Annotated in this window: 17 protein-coding genes; 7 read left to right on the forward strand and 10 right to left on the reverse strand. The window is 66.9% G+C overall.

Annotated features, from left to right (window positions below; translation table 11 throughout):
* Nucleotides 1-12: 12 nt before the first annotated feature.
* On the reverse strand, nucleotides 13-4170 hold the full coding sequence (locus tag OV208_RS15695; protein ID WP_267574650.1) for an NACHT domain-containing protein: 4158 nt from the start codon (nucleotides 4168-4170) through the stop codon (nucleotides 13-15).
* Between the two features lie 95 nt (nucleotides 4171-4265).
* Here OV208_RS15695 and OV208_RS15700 point away from each other — a divergent pair, with 95 nt between their 5' ends.
* The 5 genes from OV208_RS15700 to OV208_RS15720 all read left to right on the forward strand — a co-directional run bounded on the left by OV208_RS15700 (nucleotide 4266) and on the right by OV208_RS15720 (nucleotide 7893).
* Complete coding sequence (locus tag OV208_RS15700) at nucleotides 4266-5492, forward strand: erythromycin esterase family protein (protein WP_267574651.1); 1227 nt, start codon at nucleotides 4266-4268, stop codon at nucleotides 5490-5492.
* A gap of 134 nt (nucleotides 5493-5626) precedes the next feature.
* Nucleotides 5627-6184 (forward strand): TetR/AcrR family transcriptional regulator, encoded by a 558-nt coding sequence (locus OV208_RS15705; RefSeq protein ID WP_267574652.1) that lies wholly within the window; start codon nucleotides 5627-5629, stop codon nucleotides 6182-6184.
* A 79-nt stretch (nucleotides 6185-6263) separates the two neighbouring features.
* Nucleotides 6264-6917 (forward strand): hypothetical protein, encoded by a 654-nt coding sequence (locus OV208_RS15710; protein ID WP_267574653.1) that lies wholly within the window; start codon nucleotides 6264-6266, stop codon nucleotides 6915-6917.
* On the forward strand, nucleotides 6914-7603 hold the full coding sequence (locus OV208_RS15715; protein ID WP_267574654.1) for a TVP38/TMEM64 family protein: 690 nt from the start codon (nucleotides 6914-6916) through the stop codon (nucleotides 7601-7603). Before OV208_RS15710 ends, OV208_RS15715 begins: the two co-directional genes overlap by 4 nt.
* Nucleotides 7573-7893: a hypothetical protein gene (locus OV208_RS15720; RefSeq protein WP_267574655.1), complete on the forward strand. Its 321-nt coding sequence runs from the start codon at nucleotides 7573-7575 to the stop codon at nucleotides 7891-7893. The genes OV208_RS15715 and OV208_RS15720 overlap by 31 nt, the downstream gene beginning before the upstream one ends.
* A 94-nt stretch (nucleotides 7894-7987) precedes the next feature.
* Here OV208_RS15720 and OV208_RS15725 read toward each other — a convergent pair whose 3' ends face one another.
* The 7 genes from OV208_RS15725 to OV208_RS15755 all read right to left on the reverse strand — a co-directional run bounded on the left by OV208_RS15725 (nucleotide 7988) and on the right by OV208_RS15755 (nucleotide 15363).
* Complete coding sequence (locus OV208_RS15725; protein WP_267574656.1) at nucleotides 7988-9139, reverse strand: serine/threonine-protein kinase; 1152 nt, start codon at nucleotides 9137-9139, stop codon at nucleotides 7988-7990.
* Between the two features lie 63 nt (nucleotides 9140-9202).
* Nucleotides 9203-9877: a hypothetical protein gene (locus OV208_RS15730; RefSeq protein WP_267574657.1), complete on the reverse strand. Its 675-nt coding sequence runs from the start codon at nucleotides 9875-9877 to the stop codon at nucleotides 9203-9205.
* Nucleotides 9878-10042: 165 nt separating this feature from the next.
* On the reverse strand, nucleotides 10043-11566 hold the full coding sequence (locus OV208_RS15735; RefSeq protein ID WP_267574658.1) for a hypothetical protein: 1524 nt from the start codon (nucleotides 11564-11566) through the stop codon (nucleotides 10043-10045).
* A 120-nt stretch (nucleotides 11567-11686) separates the two neighbouring features.
* Complete coding sequence (locus tag OV208_RS15740) at nucleotides 11687-12787, reverse strand: quinone-dependent dihydroorotate dehydrogenase (protein ID WP_267574848.1); 1101 nt, start codon at nucleotides 12785-12787, stop codon at nucleotides 11687-11689.
* 5 nt (nucleotides 12788-12792) lie between these two features.
* Nucleotides 12793-13785, reverse strand: a complete 993-nt coding sequence (gene add / locus OV208_RS15745; protein WP_267574659.1) for an adenosine deaminase — start codon at nucleotides 13783-13785, stop codon at nucleotides 12793-12795.
* Between the two features lie 36 nt (nucleotides 13786-13821).
* The gene (locus tag OV208_RS15750; protein ID WP_267574660.1) at nucleotides 13822-14523 is read right to left on the reverse strand and encodes a Smr/MutS family protein; all 702 of its coding nucleotides are present in this window, start codon (nucleotides 14521-14523) and stop codon (nucleotides 13822-13824) included.
* A 24-nt stretch (nucleotides 14524-14547) separates the two neighbouring features.
* Entirely contained in the window at nucleotides 14548-15363 is an 816-nt protein-coding gene (locus OV208_RS15755; RefSeq protein ID WP_267574661.1) for a TerB family tellurite resistance protein, read from the reverse strand.
* A 78-nt stretch (nucleotides 15364-15441) separates the two neighbouring features.
* On the opposite strand from OV208_RS15755, the gene folD reads away from it, so the two are divergent.
* A complete protein-coding gene (gene folD / locus OV208_RS15760) occupies nucleotides 15442-16293 on the forward strand; it encodes a bifunctional methylenetetrahydrofolate dehydrogenase/methenyltetrahydrofolate cyclohydrolase FolD (RefSeq protein ID WP_267574662.1) in 852 nt (283 codons plus the stop codon).
* Nucleotides 16294-16344: 51 nt separating this feature from the next.
* Here folD and OV208_RS15765 read toward each other — a convergent pair whose 3' ends face one another.
* Together OV208_RS15765 and OV208_RS15770 are read right to left on the reverse strand one after the other, a co-directional pair.
* Nucleotides 16345-16521, reverse strand: coding sequence for a hypothetical protein (locus OV208_RS15765; RefSeq protein WP_267574663.1), 177 nt, complete (start codon nucleotides 16519-16521; stop codon nucleotides 16345-16347).
* 194 nt (nucleotides 16522-16715) lie between these two features.
* On the reverse strand, nucleotides 16716-16895 hold the full coding sequence (locus OV208_RS15770; RefSeq protein WP_267574664.1) for a hypothetical protein: 180 nt from the start codon (nucleotides 16893-16895) through the stop codon (nucleotides 16716-16718).
* A gap of 293 nt (nucleotides 16896-17188) precedes the next feature.
* Here OV208_RS15770 and OV208_RS15775 point away from each other — a divergent pair, with 293 nt between their 5' ends.
* Nucleotides 17189-18124, forward strand: coding sequence for an ADP-ribosylglycohydrolase family protein (locus OV208_RS15775; protein WP_267574665.1), 936 nt, complete (start codon nucleotides 17189-17191; stop codon nucleotides 18122-18124).

The following is an 18124-nucleotide window of genomic DNA, read 5'->3' on the forward strand; positions in this document are numbered from 1 at the left end:
ACCGTGCACGGTTCACCGGCGCTTGCGCGCAGGGGGCGGCGCTTCCCTTTCGACCCGGAATGCCGCGTCCAGGACGAAGGCGCGTACCTGGGCCTTTATCCGGGAGAGTTCCGTCGCTTGTTCCTCAAGGCACTGCCGTGCGCGGTCCTGGGTGATGACACCTCCCTCGGTGGGATGGGCCTGCGTCTCGTCCCAGTGAGCGCAGGCATACCAACCGACGAGGTAGATGCCATGCTGACAGGCGTTCTCCGCGAGGTAGCGCTCCACGAGTTGCTCCCGCATGGCTGTCCACAAGTCTGGATTCCAGCAGCCTTTGACCTCGATGATGACGCTGATGGGGGCTTCCCGCCCATCCGGACCTGCCGCCATCGCCTGGACGAGCAGGTCCGTGCGCTGCCCGGGGCGCAAGGGCTCCGTGGGACGGATCTCCACCTCGCGGTTCACGACGATGCGCCGGCCCGAGAGCTCTTGTGCGAGGTGGCGTTTGATCCAGTCCGAAAGGTGGTTCTCCTTCTTTGGTCTGAACCGGACCGGCTCATTCTTTTCCTTCCATTCGTTCCAGAGGAACTCGAGCGCGGGTGTCTCTCCATGGAGGTCCACCTGAAGGCGGCCAAGTGACTCCATGACGACATCGATGAGTTGGGCCGCGCTCTGGACGATGCGCGCCTGGGGCGAGCCCAGCAGCGCCAGCAGGTCGCGAGGGCCAGGAGGCCGCCAGTGCTCCGTGCGGAAGCTCTCCTGCGCCTGGATGAGCGCGATGCGCAGTCCTTTCCGGCCCGGGACTTCATGGTTCAGTCGCTCAAGGGCCCGACATGCGTCCCGGGAGGATTGCCTGAGCAAAAAACCCTCAATGTTGCCTTGGATGGAATGCAGGTCTCCGCCGGAGTTCATCACGGACAGAAACCGGCTCCCGCTCCGAGGGGCGCGTGCCCCTGCGTGCCGTTCGATCCAGAGATAGATGTCCGCGAGCTGTGCCGGAGAATAGGTGTTGAGGTGGATGGCGATCGGCAATCCCTGCTCCAGTGCGTCCATCACTGCCCGACCGAAAACCACATCCTGATGAAGGAGCGGCCAGACGCGCTCCCACGTATTTCTTGGAGCCCGCCAGAGAAGGGTCTGGGCGATCTGGATCCTGAGGTCCTGGGGCGTCCCCTGTTTCGCGTTGAGGCGTTGCTCCGCCTGGGGTTGGACCTCCGAAGGAACATGCTCTATCAGGATCCAGAGCAGGTGCAGCCAAAGTGTCTCCGTGAGGGCCGGACGGTTGAAGGCTTCCAGGGCCACGGAAACCAGCACGTCATTCCAACACAGTCTCAGACATTCGAGATAGGGCTCCGCTCCCGGACCGAACTCCTCGGCCGCCAGCTTGCGCCGGAAGCTGTTCTTCACGGTGTCGGGGGCGTGCCGCGTGGCGAGACTCACCACGTGCTTGCGAAGCTCGTGATTCGTGTCCGATTCCCAGTGGCGTGCGGTCAGGATCAAGGAGGCCCAGTTCCCCCAGACAGACGTGGGCAGGTCATCCAGTTGGACAGGTGCGACCCGGGCCAGCAGCATCAGGGCGGCGTACCCGGTCCAGGCCTCCCATGGAACCGGTCCTCCTTTTCGCAGCCAGGGTTCCTGCGGTGGCTTGATGAGTTTGATGTAGGTCGCGCCAGCCATCGCGATCCGCGACTGGAGCGCCCCAGGGACTGCGTTCCAATATTGATCTGAAGCGAAGAGATCGAACCTCGCCTTGGGCTCGGACAGGAGCTGGACGAGCTTGGGCCAACATCCTGGTTCGCCGCCCTCTATTCTCAGCAGCAGTTGTTCGCAGCGCTGGAGGCGCGGATCCTCCTTGGGAGGGTTCTCTGCTTTCCGGCCCAGGACCTCCGCGAAGGCGTGCGCGATCAACGGGTGCTGCTTCGTGGCCTCGTTGATTGCTGCTTCGAGGGTGGCGTCCTGCCCCGAAATGAATCCAGCCGCCAGCTCCGCCCAGGCGGATTGCTCCTCCGGCGACGAAGCCCCCAGGGCGCGCTGCAACAGCGGATGAAGGTCTCGCGGGAAGAAGAGGGGAGGGCGCACCTCCTTCAGCCGTCGCAAGTCCCCCGGAGCGGCTCGCGTCGTGGCAAGGCCATCAATGAGCAGCCAACGCTCCTGTTCTCCGCGAAGGTTCCATCCTTCAAGGGGGCCCATCTCCGCCCTGGCACCCGGAAGAACATCCTCCCTTCTTGTCACCTGGACCCATACGGCGGAGCAGAAAGCCTCGAAGACCTCCGCCACCTCCAGGTGCTGCCATGCCTTCTGGAACAACGTCGTGCAGAGTTCCCTGTAGGCTAGGCTGTGACGTCCTGACTCGCCCTCCCTGGCAGGAGCCGCGATCTTCCGCAGGGCTTTCGGCAGGTCCGGAATCGGAAGGTGCTTTTCCCAGGCAGCCTGGAACCTCATTCCCAGATAGTCATTCCAGGGATGAGCCCGCGCCATGTCGATGATCTGCTCCGTGGAGACATGCCGGGGCCAGAGCAGGGTGAGCGCCTCCTCTCGCAACCGCCCTCTCTCTTCCCCATCCGCTTCTGACGACGACAGCGGCAGGAGCCGGGCCTGGGCCTCTTCATCCGCGAGTTCGCCCAGGACCTGGATGGCACGGAGACGTTCACTCGCACCGAACCTGGCATCCAACGCGATGTCCGCGCAGACGGGAGCCAGGGAGTGCTCCGCGCAGGCTCCGACGATGTCCAACGCGAAGGTGAGGACGCGAGCCTCGTCAGAGGGGGAGCGCAGATGGCGGCGGAGTTGTTCCCCGAGACCCGGATGCGCGAGCCTGTGGACATCCAGCCGGGCGTCCATCTCCCGTCCCAGAGACGTGCCCGTCGTGAGCGTGCCCAGAAGGGCATCCACGAGCCTCTCCCGGAGCAGGGGGCTGGCCGTGAGGGCGTCGCTCCGCAGCAGGACCCAGGGATCCGTCTCCAGGAGGAACTCGCGGAAGTCGTCGTCCTGGGATGCCAGCCACGCGGCCACTTCCTGGAGCTGGGGCACGATGAGCTGGCCCGCATCCTCAGGATGCCGGAAGAGGCTTGCGAGCTGTTCACGCGGGAGCTTCCGCCGCATCAGGAAGAGGGCTGTCAGGAACTCCGCATAGGTGCGATGGGCCCAGACCGCGAGCCGTGGCCCGCCGGTGCCAAACAGCCCCGTGCTGAGTGCCTCCCGGAGGTTTTCTTCCGTGATGGGCACGCGCCGCCCGTCTGCTTCTTCCTCCTCTCCACCGGTCGCATCTCCCAGCCGGACTCCGTGGGACGCCTCGGCATCGAGGTCGGGCGGACCGAGCTGGATCGCGTCCCGGTTGGACAGCAGCGTCAGCGCCGCGAGACGCGAGGCAACGGCCAGCCGGGCGTCGGTTCCGAGGCGGCCTTGCTGCCCTGACTCCACACGGGATTCATCGTTCTCCTGCGCCAGGAGACCGCAGCCCTCCATGTAGAGGGTCCACCGGTCCGCGGGGAGCCGTCCCTGTTTGAACGCTCCCAGCAGGAAGCCGAGGGTCACCGGCCGGAGGGCGAGCGCGGTGGCATTCCGCTGAGCCACTTCCTGGAGGAACTTCGCTGCATCCACATGTCGGGCCTGGGCCAGTTGCTCGACATCCCGTCTGCGCAACGGCGCGAGTTCGACCGCCGCGAACGCTTCGTCCGTCCACAGCTCACGCAACTGCTTTTCGAGGCTGCGCGGCCAGTGGGCGGGACGGCAGGCGATGAAGAGAAACAACCGCTCGCGGGGGAGTTCGCGAAGCTCGTGCAGGAGCACCTTGCTCAGTGTCTCGATGCGCAGGTGGCACTCATCGAAGCTGTCCAGGACGAGGTAGAGCGGAGCGTCCCCCTTCTTCCACTTCGCGATGACGTCCCCGTCGAAGAGCACCCGCGCGAGCCGCCCCTCATCTCCAAAGGCCGCCAGGTCATGCCACAGGAGGTGCGCGCCCAGGCGGTCGCAGTGACCCTGGATGGACTGGCGCTCCTGTCGCAGGGTGGTGGTCTTGCCCATGCCCGGCTCGCCGAGCAGTGCCACGCAATGCGTGGAGAGCAGCGCCTGCAAGGAGACGAGCTTCGAGGCCGCGTCCTGCCTGTCCAGCAGATACCCCTCATCGGAGAGGGCCAGCGCTTCGCCACGAGGGATCCAGAAGCGTTGCCACGGAATGGATTGGGTCGCCATGCCCTGCCCGGACGGAGGAGCGCATCATGATAGCCTGACTGTCACTCCGTCTTGTCCTGCCTCCAGATATCGGCCCGGGTCCGTGGAGAAGTCACGTGCGCCCCACCCCAGGTGAGGAGAAAAAGGGGCCCGATACGTTGTCGCCCTCCAGGGGCGCCACCGCGCCGGAGACCGTGGCGGTCTCCGATACCGACCGGCTCGTCCGCGGCCTCTGCGACAAGCGGATCGCGCTGCTTGGCGAGGACAGCCACCACGGAAGTGGCAGTACCCACGCCTTCAAGGCGGAATTGACCCGCAGGCTCGTGGAGGAATGCCAATACGATGCCTTCTTCATCGAGTCAGGCACCTATGACTTCCTCCACATCCAATCGGGGGTGGAGGAGGGCCAACCCGTCACCAACGGCGTCCTTGCGGCCGCGATTGGCGGCTTCTGGGCCAACGAGGAGACGGCGCCCCTGATTTCGTTCCTGTCCGAGCGGATCAATGCGGGCACCCTCGTCGCCGGTGGGATCGATGACCAGCTCAACCGGGGCACCTACGCATCCCGCCAGATGACGCGCGATCTCATGTCCTTCCTGGAGGGCCCGAGGCAGGCCGAGTGCACGGAGAAGACCGAGCGGCACGTGTCATGGAAATACGACGACGCCTCCCTGCTCACGGTGGAGAGCCTGAAGTTCATCCTGGGCTGTTGGAAGGAGGTGGAGTCGGTGCTCTCCAGGCCCGGAGCGGCCGCGACAGCGCGGGCCGGGCGCCAACTGCAGATGGTCCGCAACCTGGAGCGGAACTTCATCCGGCAGGTCTACCGGATGTCCCTGACTCCGGAGCAGAACAAAGGGGGTTGGGACTTGAAGGATTTCAACACGCGTGACCATTCCATGTTCATGAATCTGGAGTGGCTTCTGGCCCAGTCCCCCAAGCCTAGAAAAGCCATTGTCTGGCTTGCCACCCTTCATGCCGCCAAGGACCTCAAGGGCCTGGGGACGAACCATCGAAACAGGGTGCAGTTCGGAGCCCATGTTCAGGAAAAATTCGGCTCGCAATCATTCGCGCTTGGTTTTTCCGCGCTCTCCGGGCGCTATGCCCTCGGCCCCTCGGATCGCACGCATACCCTCGCACCCGCACGGGCCGACTCCCTGGAGGCCTGGGCGTTTTCAAATCACACCTCGGACACCCGGTATCTGGATGGAAGCCAGCTTCGTGACCTCGGGGCCAGGGTGGCACGTCCCCTGGATTACTCGTGGATGACGGCCTCCTGGGCAACGGTCCTGGATGGACTGCTGATCTTCCGGGAAGAGGCCCTCCCGCACCGGGTACCCTGGTGAGGTTCACGGCAGGGGACGCATCCACTCCGGACACCCATCCCCGCTCACTCCGCCCGCTTGCGACGCAGTGAGAGGTCCGATTCGCCCGTGCGCGCATATTGACATTTTATGCGCTGGCTGTTACAATGTTCCACATGCCAGCCGCCATCACAGATGAGGAGGCCGCCGAACGCCGCTTGAAGGTCCTGCATGCCGCACGGTGGTGCTTCCTGAACTTCGGCTTCTCGAAGACGTCATTCGAAGACATCGCGAAGCGCGCGAGTATCTCGCGAACGCTGCTCTACCGAATCTTCAAGGACAAGGAAGACATCTTCACGGCCGTCTTCGCGTACTGGCTGGTGGCGCGGCACCCGGAAGCGCAGCAGGTCGCCAACGGTCCGGGCAGCCCGTACGAGCGCTTGCTGAACGTGTGTCGGGTGATGGTGCTTGAACCCTGGTCCGACATGGTCGCGGCCCCGATGGGGACCGAGTTTTTCGACGTCTGCGCGCGGCTCGACCCGGGGATTGATGCGCACCATCGCAAAGTCGCACTCCAGTGCTTGGCGGCAATCCTGGGAGATGAAGAGAGAGCTGAAGTCTTCCTTCTCTCTCTCGAGGGCCTCCTTGCGGATGAACCCGCGATGGCAGTGCTCGAAAGACGGCTTCGAATTCTCGCGGGCCAGTTCGTTCGGCCAATGAAATCTGATCAATAGCGTTGGTGGCGCGCGCTGACGGTCTCGTCGGCGCACCACGACGTTCAAGCCACGCAGCGCCATCCCCACAAAGGTTCTCATGAAGATCATCCTCTTCGGCTCATCCGGCATGGTCGGTGCAGGGACCCTGCGCGAAGCCCTCAATTCCCCCCAGGTCGAGTCCGTGCTGAGCATCGGGCGCCAATCGTGCGGCGTCACTCATCCCAAGCTGCGTGAACTCCTCTTGCCAGATTTGTTCGACTTCGCGGCCGTGGAGAACCAGCTCGATGGCTACGACGCTTGCCTCTGGGCCGTGGGCATCAGTTCGGTCGGGCTTGATGAGGCGGCCTACGCCAGGATGACCGAAGAGCTGACACTCGTCTGGGCCCGTGCCCTCTTGCGTCTCAATCCCGAGTTCTCCTTCTGCTATTGCTCGGCTGGCGGTGCTGGCGGGAGGTCGATGTGGGCACGCGTGCGGCAGCGTGTCGAGGGCGCGCTCCAGTCAATGCCTTTCCGGTATGCCGGGGCGGTCAGGCCCACCTTCATACGGCCGGGCCCCGGCATTCGAAGCCGCACGCGGGCCTATCGGGTTGGAGCTGTCCTGCTGACGCCGCTCTTTCCGTTCTTCGTCCGTGTCTTCCCAGCTCTGTTCACCACCTCCGAGACACTTGGCCAGGCGATGCTCCGCGTCGTCGAAGGACGCGCCGATCGGTTCATCCTCGAGTCCGCGGACATCAATCGGGTCGGAGCATGAGCCTGGTGACGCCGCGCTCCAGGCGCCACGCGAAGCTCGTGGCGGTCGTCCTGGTGCTCGTCACGCTCGCGAGCGCCTACCACTTCGGCGTCTTCGCGCAGGTCGCCGACCCGAAGCTCCTCGTCCAGACGCTGGTCGCGATGGGGCCGTGGGGATATCTCGCGTTCGTCGTCGCCTATACCGTCTTGCAGCCGTTCGGCGTGCCCGGAACGGTCTTCGTCGTCGCAGCGCCGCTGATCTGGCCGTGGCAAACGGCGTTCGTGCTCTCGATGATCGGGACGATGTCCGCCAGCATCGTCGGCTTCTCGTTCGCGCGCTTTGTCGCAAAGGACTGGGTCTCGGCGCGCATCCCGGCGCGGCTGCGCAAGTACGACGACGCGCTCGAAAGGAACGCATTCCAGACTGTCGTCCTCCTGCGCCTTGTCCTCTGGATGCCGCAGATGCTGCACTATTTCTTCGGTGTCTCGAAGGTAGGGTTCTGGACCCACTTCTGGGGTTCGCTCCTTGGCTACATTCCGCCGCTCCTCCTCGTAAGTTACCTCGGCGCGGAGATGTTCGATGCGTCGGGGAGGATGCAGCCCGGTGCGTGGCCCGTTCTCGCCGGCTTGCTCATCGCTTCGCTGCTCATCGCCGTGCTCGCCCGAGTCTACGAGCGATGTCTTCGTGCCCGCTGGAGTTCTCCCTGAAGCGCGACGCGGCGGAAAAAGGCATTCATCTCTCCCTCAATCCGTTGGACCAGGGGTTTGTGCTGAATATTGTCCATGCGCTCGCGAAGCCCTTCTCAAGCACGCCAGAGCAAGGCGCCGACTCCCTCATCTGGCTCGCCACTTCGCCGGAGGCGGCCTCTCTGATGGGCGAGTACGTCTCAAAACGACGGCCGGTGAAGCCGCGGAAGCAGGCTCTCGACCCGAAGCTCGCGGCCGACCTCTGGACGCTGAGCGAGAAGCTCTGGTGCATGGAAGGGTTCGCCAGGTAAAATCCTTCCGCCGCCGCTCATGTGCTGTTCCCTTTTAAAGAAACATGACCTCCGCCAACGCGCATGAAACCCTCGCGGCGTGCCGCCTGCTGGATCAACTCAGCCACCAGGCCGCCACCGCCGCCGCGAGCAGTCCGCCTGTCACGCCAAGAGCCATCCACCGGCGCGACGGCTGTTCCGGCGGCCTTGCCGTGAAGACCCGGGGGCCCACGAACTGGGTTGGTGACTCCGAGCGGGGCGAAGGCGCCGCCCGCTCCACGGGCCTCGTGGGCAGGGCCTCCGTGCGCATCACCTCCGTGGCAGGTGGAGGCACGGGCACGGGTGGGGCCTGCCGTGGTTTGGGCGGCATGGGGACGGGCGGCTCCATCAGCCGGGAAGGGAAGAGCGGGGGCTCGCCCAACGTGGCCAGCTCCGCGCGCAGCGCCTTGGCCACTTCGGTCGCCTCCGTGGGCCTCGCCCGGCGGTCCTTCGCGAGCAGCGTCTCCACCAGCGACACCAGCGACGCAGGAATCCCGGGACGCAGCGGTGTGAGCGGCGGGGGCGCGTCGTACAGCACCGACTCCATCACCGCCCGGCCCCGCTGGATGGGGAACGGCCTGCGTCCCGCCAGCAATTCGTAGAGACAGACACCCAGCGAGTACAGGTCCGCCCGCGCATCCAGCGGCTCGTCGCGGATCTGCTCCGGGGACATGTACGCCAGCTTCCCCATCACCACGCCCGATGTCGTCTGCGTGCCTTCGGACGTCTTCACGATGCCGAAGTCCGCGATCTTCACCGTGCCCGTGAAGGACAACAGCAGGTTGTCCGGCGACACGTCGCGGTGGATGAGCTCCATCCACTTGCCCGACTCCGGATTGACGAAGCGGTGCACGTACGCAAGCCCATCACACGCCTGCGCGATGGCATCCAGCACTGGCGCCAAGGGCAACAGCTCCGGCCGACTCGCCGCGTGGATGTGCGCCAGGCTGGAGCCCGCCACGTACTCCATGGACAGGTAGAGCTGGTCGTCGATGACGCCCGTCTCCAACACCCGCACCACGTTGAGGTGATGCAGGCCCGCGGCCACCTCCGCCTCCCGCAACAGACGGCGGCGGAAGCGGATGTCGGCCGCGTGCTCGGAGTGGATGCGTTTGAGGACGACCGGGGCGTCCCAGTCCTCGCGCTCCGCGAGCGAGACGCGCCCCATGCCGCCTTCGCCAATCTCCCGCAGGATGCGGTACGGCCCCAGTCGCTGGACGTCATTCATTCCGGGGCAAGCCTACCGCCACTGACGCCAGGGCCGCTGGGGGGAAGACAGCTGTTCCTCGCGTCAGCCGTTCGACGCCACCCGGGAGCTGTCCTGGGGCGGGGCCGCGTCTTCCTCGGCGCCTTCGCGCGCCTGGGCGCCCTTCGAGTGCGTCGAGCCCGACTTCCGGCTGCTCTCACCCGTGGAGATCCGACCGCCGCGCGCGCCCTCGGCGGGCACCTCCGTCGGAGGATCGGCCTGCATTGTCTTCATCAGCTCCGCCACGGCCCGGGCGATCTTGGAACCCCACTCCGTGCCGTTCGGCTTCGGCGCTGCTTCCTCCGCCTTCCCATCGGGTGGAACGAAGCTGGTGCACACCGCGCCGGAGTGTCCGCCGCCGCTTCCTCTCACGCTGGAGCCCGAAGCCAGAGGATCCAACCCGGCGTTCCGGGACTGCGCGCCTTCATCAAAGGCATCCTTCGGCTTTCCGGCGGAGGTGTCCAGCTTCGAGGGGTCGAAGGCGTTGTCGGAATCCCATACGCTCTGGGTCCTGCGGGAGTTCCCGCTGCCGCCGACGAGGATGCTCTGGCCGGAGGCATAGTGGGGCCTCTCCGCCGCGTCGCTCGGCGGAGGCGTCCCCCGGCCGAAGAGGTCGGGCAGCTTCGTGAGCGGGCCTTCGGGGGCCCTGGACTCCGCCGGGGGCGCCGGCTGCGGCTGCACGGACGGCACGGCACTCGACAGCGGGCGGAGGATCTTCACGGAGCACCTCGGACGGCGGATTTCCCTCCCCCATCATCGTTCGGGGAGTGTCCGGAGTTTCCCCTGTCTCCCAGGAAATCAAACTTCCGCGTCCTACCTGCCACGGCGGCCTGCGTCACTGCCTGCCGAGGAGGGAGACGCGCGGATCCGGATCAGGGTTTCCCCTCAGGCCGGAGGCGCGCGGATCCGTTCGAGCCTACCGGGCCTCGGGGGCCAGGGCAGGCAGGTGACGTTGGCGGGCATGGACCACAGGGAGTTGCCCGGGGGCCCGGCGTTGGCGACGAAGAAGATCCGGTGGCCGATGCGCGTGAACCCCTGGGGATTGGAGCCTCCGTCCGGGTTGATGTTGGCGACGCGACCCGTGCCGGCGACCGTGCCGTTCGTCACCCAGGGTTCCAGGCCATCGTCGGGGGCCTGGCTGCCGAAGAGGAGGGTGCCGCTGCCGGTGGCGAAGAGCGGAGAAAAGCCATCCTCTGATTGGCTGAGTTGATCGCTGAGCTGCCGGGTCCCCGCCGCCGTGCCGTCCGTCACCCAGAGGTACGACGCCTGGATCGCGGGCCCGCCGTTGTAGAAGATGCCCAGGGACAGGTAGATCTTGTTGCCCTCCTGCCGCACTTCCTGGAGGAAGGGCTGCGGGTCGGGCTGTCCCTCGAAGGGATTGGGCAGCGTCGTCACGGTCGTCTTGCCGCCGCCCGTGAGCAGCACGCTGGCCAGTTTGACCCGGTCATCCGCCGTGACGTAGGCCACGTAGACCCGGGAGCCGATGAGTCCGAGCAACGTCGCGGAGTGCCCGAAGGTCTCCAGGCGCACCGTGCCCGCTGGCGTGCCATCCGTCTTCCAAATCTCCGTGTTGGGCCCGGTGTCCCGCAGTGTGAACAGGGTGGTGCCGCCCACGGCGCGCACGTCGGCCACCAGGGGCGTGCCCCGGTCCAACGACTTGACGAGGACCGTGCCGCCGGCCGTGCCATTCGAGCGCCACAGTCGCGTGCCGTTCACCGCATCCTGGAGGAAGAACAGCCGCTGGCCGTCCGCCCGGAGGATGCTGCTCTCGACAGTCGACTGCGTCCCCAAGTCCACCGTCCGGACCGTCCCGGCCGCGGTGCCGTCCGACTTCCACAGCTCCAGCCGGCTCCCGGTGGGCGTCAACGACACCGTGCGGAAGAAGCTCAGCGCGCCGCCCACCTGTGCGGGGAACGACAACTGCGTGCTCGCGGGCCCCGGGGTCAGATCCACGACGAGCCGCGTGCCCGCCGTCGTGCCGTTGGTGATCCACAGCTCCCGCCCGATGACCGCGTCATCGATGGTGAAGAAGAGCTGGGAACTCACGGCGGTGAAGTCGGCCAGCTGCCGGTAGCCGTTGGTGCCCTGCGAGGGGAACTCCTTCACCGGGACGGTCCCGGCGGTCGTCCCATTGCTCTTCCACAACGTCGACTGTCCGCCGAGGACGTCCACCGCGAAGAAGAGCGTGCCCTGCAGCTCCGACAGACCGTAGGGACTCTGGAGCCCGGGCGGCGGCGGCGGCGTCCCCGGAGCGATGACGTCCTTCACCTTCACGGCGACCCCCGGGGCACACGCCTGGGCCTGGACCGTTCCTTCCGCAGGTGCGACGTCCACCCCGGTTTCCGGTTCCACTCCGCCGCACCCCACCAGCCCCACACTGACCAGGGCCCACCAGGCCTTCACGCGCATGTCCGCTCCTTGCTTCCAGGAAACCGACGGACGTTGGGGGGCCTCGGGGTGAAGAGACACCCGCCCTGAAAGGCATGTGGGCGCGGGATGTCCGACGCTGCCGTGCCTGGAGCGGTGCGGCTACGGGGACGTCGCGACAGGCGCGCCCGGATGGGCGTCCACGCCAATCACGTCGCGCACGGTGGCGAAGCCGTCGCGGGCCAGCAGCGCACCCAGGTCACCCAGGATGCGGCCCACCATGCCCGGGCCTTCGTAGATGAAACCCGTGTACACCTGCACCACGGTGGCACCCGCGCGCAGCTTCTCGTAGACGTCCTGGGCGGTGAAAACGCCGCCCACGCCGATGAGGGGCAGGGTGCCCCGGCTGCGCTGGTACGCACGGCGGATGACGGCGTTGGACAGCTCGCGCACGGGGGCGCCGGAGAGTCCTCCGGCCTCCCTCGAGTGCTTGTGTTCGAAGGGGCGGGTGATGGTGGTGTTGGTGGCGATGAGGCCCGACAGCCCCCGCTCCACCGCCACGTCCACCACCTCGTCCACGGCCTCCGGGGTGAGGTCCGGGGCGATCTTCAGGAACAGCGGGGTGCCCGGCGCGACCTGGCCCATCCGCTCCTGCACCGCGCGCAGGAGCGCGGACAACTGCTCCGGCTCCTGGAGCGTGCGCAGGCCCGGCGTGTTGGGCGAGGACGCGTTGACGACGACGTAGTCCCCCAGCGGCGCGAGCGCGTCCACGCACGCCACGTAGTCGTCCACCGCGCGCTCCAGCGGCGTGTCCTTGTTCTTGCCGATGTTCACGCCCAGCGGCCCGGGCTTCCACGCGCGGCCCGTCAGGTGCGACGCGGCGGTGGCCGCGCCGTGGTTGTTGAAGCCCATGCGGTTGATGACCGCGCGGTGCTCCGGCAGGCGGAACAGGCGCGGCTTCGGGTTGCCGGGCTGGGGCTTCGGCGTGACGGTGCCAATCTCCACGGCGGAGAAGCCGCAGGCGAAGAGCCCGTCCACGGCCTCCGCGTCCTTGTCCAGCCCGGCGGCGAGCGCCACCGGGTGGGCGAAGCGCAGCCCGGCCAGCTCCACGGACAGGTCCATGGGCGCCTTGAGCAGGGTGCGCTCGCGCATCGACTGGCAGAGGGACGGCATGCGCCCCAGGGCCGCCAGCCCGGACATCCCCAGCCGGTGGGCGGGCTCCGGGGGCAGCGTGAAGAGCAGCGAGCGCGTGAGGCCGTACATGCGCGTCAGGCCGGGATGAAGGACGCCTCGCGCGCCCACGCGAGTGACTGGTCCACCTGCTCGGTGGTGAGCAGGCCGTTGGACTCGACGATCTCAATCTCCCGCCGCATGTCCGTCTCCAGCAGGTAGGGGCCGTCCGTGTTGATGGTGAACTTCACCTTACGGTCCCAGAACGTCTGCATGATGTGCTTGAGCTCGGCCAGGTCCGCCACCGCCTTGGTGTGGATGTTGGACGTGGGGCACAGCTCCAGCGTGATGTTGTTCTCACGCAGCACCTTCATCGCGGACTCGTCGTAGGCGGCGCGGATGCCATGGCCGATGCGGTGCGGCTTGAGCTTCTCCACCGCCGCCATCAGGCCCTCGGAGCCCGTGCCGGCCGTCTCGCCGGTGTGCACGGTGCACTTGAGGCCGCCCTTGCGCGCGCGGGCGTACAGGTCCTCGTACTCCGCGAGCGCGGGCTTGTGCTCCATGGCGTCGCGCTCCGTGCCGGCCAGGTCGATGCCGTACACGCCGCGCGAGCGGTACTTGATGGCCTTCTCCACGATGATGCTGTTGAGCTTGTGGTCGAACTCGCGGGCCAGGCAGAAGATGAAGCCCACCTTCACGCCATACTCCAGCACCGCGCGGTCCATGCCCCGCAGCGCCGCGTGGATGATGTGGTCCAGGTCCAGTTCGGAGGACAGGTTGCGCTTCATCGGGTTGAAGCGCAGTTCAATCTGCGTGACGCGGCTGCCCCGGTACTCCTTGCCAATCACCTCGTACACGGAGCGCTCGATGGCGCTGGGAGAGGATTGGATCTTCTCCGTCCAGGTGTGGAGGATCTTCAGGTAGTCGTCGAGGCTGCCCACCTTGCCCGGACGGGAGGTGATGAGCTCGACGAAGTCGAAGTAGCTTTTGACCGGGAGCTTGAAGCCCTGCTGGTGGGCAATGGACCACAGGATGTGCGGAGCTACCGCGCCACCCACGTGGATATGAAGGTCGATGAGGTCGCGAACCATGGCGGCATGTATGCACAGCCACGGCCACGCGTAAAGCTATCGGCGCAGCAGCACGTACACCGCGCCCGTCCCACCGTCCTGCGGGCGTGCGCTGGCGAACGCCAGCACCAGCCGCTCCATCCGCTTCTGCGACAGCCACACCTTCATGCCCTCCTTCAACACGGGCACCTGGTCCTTGGAGTTCAAACCGCGCCCGTGAACGATGAGGACGCAGCGCTTCTTGGAGCGCTGGCTGTCGGACAGGAAACGTTCCACGGCGCTCCGGGCCTCGGCGGCCGTCTTGCCGTGCAGGTCCAACGTGTCCTGCACGGAGAAGTCGCCCCGGCGCAGCGAGCGCAGCAGGTTGCGGTCGACGCCGGGCGCGGCGCCCTCGATGAACTCGTTCGAGTCCGCGACGTCGAAGCCGCCCTCGCCGGCGACGAGCTCCGACAGTTGGGCCAGGGCCTCCGCGTTGTCGTCGATGAGCTCCGGCAGGCGCGGGTTCGTCTTGGGGGCTTCTCCCCGGTGGGTAATCTGGTGCACGCCGTCCATGGCGGAGAAGAAGAGGCCGACATCGTCGTCCTCCGGCCGGGCCTTGGCGGCCTTCACGGGCTTCGCGACGACCTTCTTCTTCGCGGCGGCCTCCACGGCGGCCTTCTGCTGTTCCTGCTTCTCCTGGTCCTGGAGCGTCTTGATGGCGGACTTGAAGGGGTTGTTCTGGAAGGCCGCTTCCTTCTTCTTCGGGGGCTGCTTGCTCATGGGATTCCCTGGTTTCTAACCCGGCTACAGGTCGCGCAGCTTCCGGATCGTCTCGTAGGCGTCGCGGACTTCCTGGAACCGGCGGGCGGCCTTCTCGGCGGCCTTGGGGCCCAGCTGGGTGAACTTGTCCGGGTGGTGGGCGGCGGCGAGCTTGCGGAAGGCGGCCTTCACCTCCGCGTTGGTGGCGTCCGGCTTGAGGCCCAGGCTGGCGAAGTGGGGGGTGGCGTCGCCCAGGTACTTGCGGGCCAGGGTCTGGATCTGCTCGTCGGGGATGCCCAGCCCGTCCGCGATGCGGCGCAGCACCTCCGTCTCCGAGCGCTGCATGTGCCCGTCCGCCAGGGCCATCTCGTAGAGCGCGTCCAGGAGGCGCAGCCGCTCGTCCGCGGGGAGGGCTTCCTGGCAGGCCTTGAGCGAGGCGGGCGCTTTGAGCGAGGCGGGCTTGGCGATGAACGCCTTCAGGTACCGGCCCACCGCCTGGACGGTGTGTGGGTCGGCGTGGAGGACCTCCTCGAAGTAGCGGCGGATCTCCCGGACCTCCTCGCGGCGCAGCTCTCCGTCCGCGCGGGCCACGTCCATGAAGAGGGCGACGATGTCGCGGTCGAGCGGGTCCTCCGGCGGGGTCTCCACGGCGCGGTGTTCCCCGGGCATGGGGCCGTCTCCCCGGGGGGCGGGGCGCTTGGAGGCGGTTGGGAAGTCGGAGAAGTCGGAGAACAGCTCCGGGTTCGAGGGGGGAGGGGCGTTCTGTTCGTCGAAGTAGTGGCCGACGGCGATGCCCGCGATGAGGGCGAGCACGATGGCCAGGGGCCCGCCTATGAGGAGGCCGACCACGAGTCCAACCATCGCCCCGAGAACTTTTCCTGCGCCCATGGCTTCGCTTCGCTCCCTTGAGTCCGCCCAGTTTTGCATAAGGTGAGCCGCATGACGGCCCAGTTGATCGACGGCAAGGCAGTGGCGGCGCGCGTGCGGGCGGAAATCAAGGAGGAGGTGACGCGGCTGAAGGCGGAGCGCGGCATCACCCCCGGGCTCGCGGTGGTGCGTGTAGGTGAGGATCCCGCCTCGAAAGTCTACGTGACGGGGAAAAAGAAGGCCGCCGAGGAGGTGGGCTTCAACTCCTGGGAGCACCACCCGGATGAGAACATCACCCAGGAGGAGCTCCTGGCGCTGGTGCACCGGCTGAACGAGGACCCGGCGGTGCACGGCATCCTGGTGCAGTTGCCCCTGCCCAAGCACCTGGACGCGGACGCCATCATCTCCGCGGTGAAGCCGGAGAAGGACGCGGACGGCTTCCACCCGCTGAACGCGGGCAACCTGCTCCTGGGCCGGCCGGCGACGCGCGCGTGTACGCCCTGGGGCGTGATGCGGCTGTTGGAAGAGGTGGGGTGCAACCCGGCGGGCAAGCGGGCGGTGGTGGTGGGCCGCAGCAACATCGTGGGCAAGCCCCAGGCGCTGATGCTGCTCCAGAAGGACGCGACGGTGACGGTGTGTCACCGCAAGAGCGACCTGCCGGCGGAGGTGGCCCAGGCGGACATCCTGGTGGTGGCCGTGGGCGTGCCGGAGCTGGTGAAGGGCGCGTGGATCAAGCCCGGCGCGGTCGTCATCGACGTGGGGATGAACCGCAAGGCGGACGGCAAGCTGGTGGGTGACGTGGAGTTCGCCGCGGCGGCCGAGCGCGCGTCGTTCATCACGCCGGTGCCGGGCGGCGTGGGCCCGATGACCATCGCCATGCTGATGAAGAACACGCTGGAAGCGGCGCAGCGCGCCGGGAAGTAGCGCGCGCCGTGGACCTCCCTGCCCGGTGTGAGGGCAGGGAGGCGTGAATGGCTAATACGGACAGACGAGGGGGCCGCCGTGGTTCTTGCAGACATCGCGCGGGATGCACCAGCCATCCGGCGTGGAGTGGGCGAACATCTGGATGCCGCTGTTGCACTGGACCTTGTCGCTGAAGACGCGACACCATCCGATGTCGACGTTCTCATCACAGCTGTCGGGTGGGGCCATGGCATGGACCCGTCCGTCTGTCGTTGAGGCTTCGGTCGACGGTGTTTCGTCTGGCTGCGTTTCCGGTACACCGGGCCCGCATGCCAGACACAGCATCCCCGCGCCCAACATCATGCCTACGGACTTCATCAGCGTCTGCCTTCGCATGAGTCTGCCTCCGTTGATTTCAAGAATTGTCCTGCCATCCCTGCCTGCTACCAGTTGGGGCAGATGACGGGGCCCCGGTGGTTCTTGCAGATGTCGCGCTCGATGCACCAGCCATCTGGCGTGGAGTAGGCATACATCTGGAATCCGTCCGCGCACTGGACCCGGCTGCTGCGCACGAGGCACCAGTCCAGATCGACGCTCGGGTCACAGCTGGTGGGCGGCGCCATGGCACGAACCTCCTGATCGGAAGTCGCGGCTTCGGCCGGCGGTGGCTGCGCCGCTTCGGGGCCGCAGGCCAGCAACAGCATTCCCGCACCGGACACCATTCCCATCCACTGTATCCGCGTCTGCCTTCTCATGAGGGGGCCTCCCTGGGAAAGGAAACTGCAAGCGAAGTGTAGCCTGTATTTCCTCGCTATCGCGAGACATGCGGGCGCACCCTTGGGGATGAGCGTGAGATTGGAAAATTCGCTGTCAGGAGAGGTTTTCGACGGGCGCCCCCTGGATTAAAGAGGTTGGAATGATGAGCCGCGAAGAGCACCTGTCGGGAGGGCTGTATGGCCTGCTCATTGGTGATGCCCTGGGCGTCCCGTATGAGTTTCACGGTCCTGAAAGGATTCCACCGCCGGAGGCCATCGAGTACACACCGCCCCCGGGGTTCGACCGTGCGCACGATGGCGTACCGCCCGGCACCTGGTCGGATGATGGCGCCCATGCACTGTGCCTGCTGGATTCGCTGACCTACCAGACGCGGCTCGACTGTGAGGACCTGGGTCGGCGTCTGGTGAACTGGTACGAATGGGGATACCTCGCCGTGGACGGTGAGGTGTTCGACGTGGGCATCCAGACGCGCAACGCGCTGGGAAGGCTCCGGGATGGTGCTCCCGCGCTGCTCGCCGGGCCGGATGGAGAGAAGGACAACGGCAACGGCTCACTGATGCGCGTGCTGCCCCTGGCGCTGTGGCACCGGGGCACGGATGCGGCGCTGGCCTCGGATGCGATGGCGCAGTCGCGCGTCACGCATGGGCACCTGCGCTCGCAGGTGTGCTGCGCGGTGTACTGCCTCTGGGCGCGCCGGATATTGGAAGGCGCGGCGGACCCGTGGACGGAGGCCGTGGCCACCTTTCGCGCTCTGTACCCGGAGGAGTTCCCCGCGCGAGCGGAGCTGGACACGCACATCCGTCCGGAGGACCTGACGCCAGGGAAGGGGAGTGGCTACGTCGTGGACTGCCTGCGCTCCGCCCGGGACTGCGTGGCGCAGGGCCGCACCTTCGAGGAGGTCGTCAAGGCAGCCATCCGGCTGGGCCACGACACGGACACCACGGCGGCGGTGGCGGGTGGCATCGCGGGCCTCCAGTACGGCCTGAAGGGGATCCCGCACCGCTGGCGTTCAATGCTGCGCGGCGAGGAGCTGGTGGAACCGCTCCTCGCCCGGTTGCTGAAGTCCGCTCCCTGA

The organism is Corallococcus sp. bb12-1, assembly GCF_026626765.1.
In the GTDB taxonomy this organism is placed as follows: domain Bacteria; phylum Myxococcota; class Myxococcia; order Myxococcales; family Myxococcaceae; genus Corallococcus; species Corallococcus terminator.

Coding starts and splice junctions, on each gene's coding strand:
- OV208_RS15695 (WP_267574650.1), bottom strand. CDS start 4,170: ATGGCGACCCAATCCATTCCGTGGCAACGCTTCTGGATCCCTCGTGGC.
- OV208_RS15705 (WP_267574652.1), top strand. CDS start 5,627: ATGCCAGCCGCCATCACAGATGAGGAGGCCGCCGAACGCCGCTTGAAG.
- OV208_RS15710 (WP_267574653.1), top strand. CDS start 6,264: ATGAAGATCATCCTCTTCGGCTCATCCGGCATGGTCGGTGCAGGGACC.
- OV208_RS15715 (WP_267574654.1), top strand. CDS start 6,914: ATGAGCCTGGTGACGCCGCGCTCCAGGCGCCACGCGAAGCTCGTGGCG.
- OV208_RS15720 (WP_267574655.1), top strand. CDS start 7,573: ATGTCTTCGTGCCCGCTGGAGTTCTCCCTGAAGCGCGACGCGGCGGAA.
- OV208_RS15725 (WP_267574656.1), bottom strand. CDS start 9,139: ATGAATGACGTCCAGCGACTGGGGCCGTACCGCATCCTGCGGGAGATT.
- OV208_RS15735 (WP_267574658.1), bottom strand. CDS start 11,566: ATGCGCGTGAAGGCCTGGTGGGCCCTGGTCAGTGTGGGGCTGGTGGGG.
- OV208_RS15740 (WP_267574848.1), bottom strand. CDS start 12,787: ATGTACGGCCTCACGCGCTCGCTGCTCTTCACGCTGCCCCCGGAGCCC.
- add (WP_267574659.1), bottom strand. CDS start 13,785: ATGGTTCGCGACCTCATCGACCTTCATATCCACGTGGGTGGCGCGGTA.
- OV208_RS15750 (WP_267574660.1), bottom strand. CDS start 14,523: ATGAGCAAGCAGCCCCCGAAGAAGAAGGAAGCGGCCTTCCAGAACAAC.
- OV208_RS15755 (WP_267574661.1), bottom strand. CDS start 15,363: ATGGTTGGACTCGTGGTCGGCCTCCTCATAGGCGGGCCCCTGGCCATC.
- folD (WP_267574662.1), top strand. CDS start 15,442: ATGACGGCCCAGTTGATCGACGGCAAGGCAGTGGCGGCGCGCGTGCGG.
- OV208_RS15765 (WP_267574663.1), bottom strand. CDS start 16,521: ATGGCCCCACCCGACAGCTGTGATGAGAACGTCGACATCGGATGGTGT.
- OV208_RS15770 (WP_267574664.1), bottom strand. CDS start 16,895: ATGGCGCCGCCCACCAGCTGTGACCCGAGCGTCGATCTGGACTGGTGC.
- OV208_RS15775 (WP_267574665.1), top strand. CDS start 17,189: ATGATGAGCCGCGAAGAGCACCTGTCGGGAGGGCTGTATGGCCTGCTC.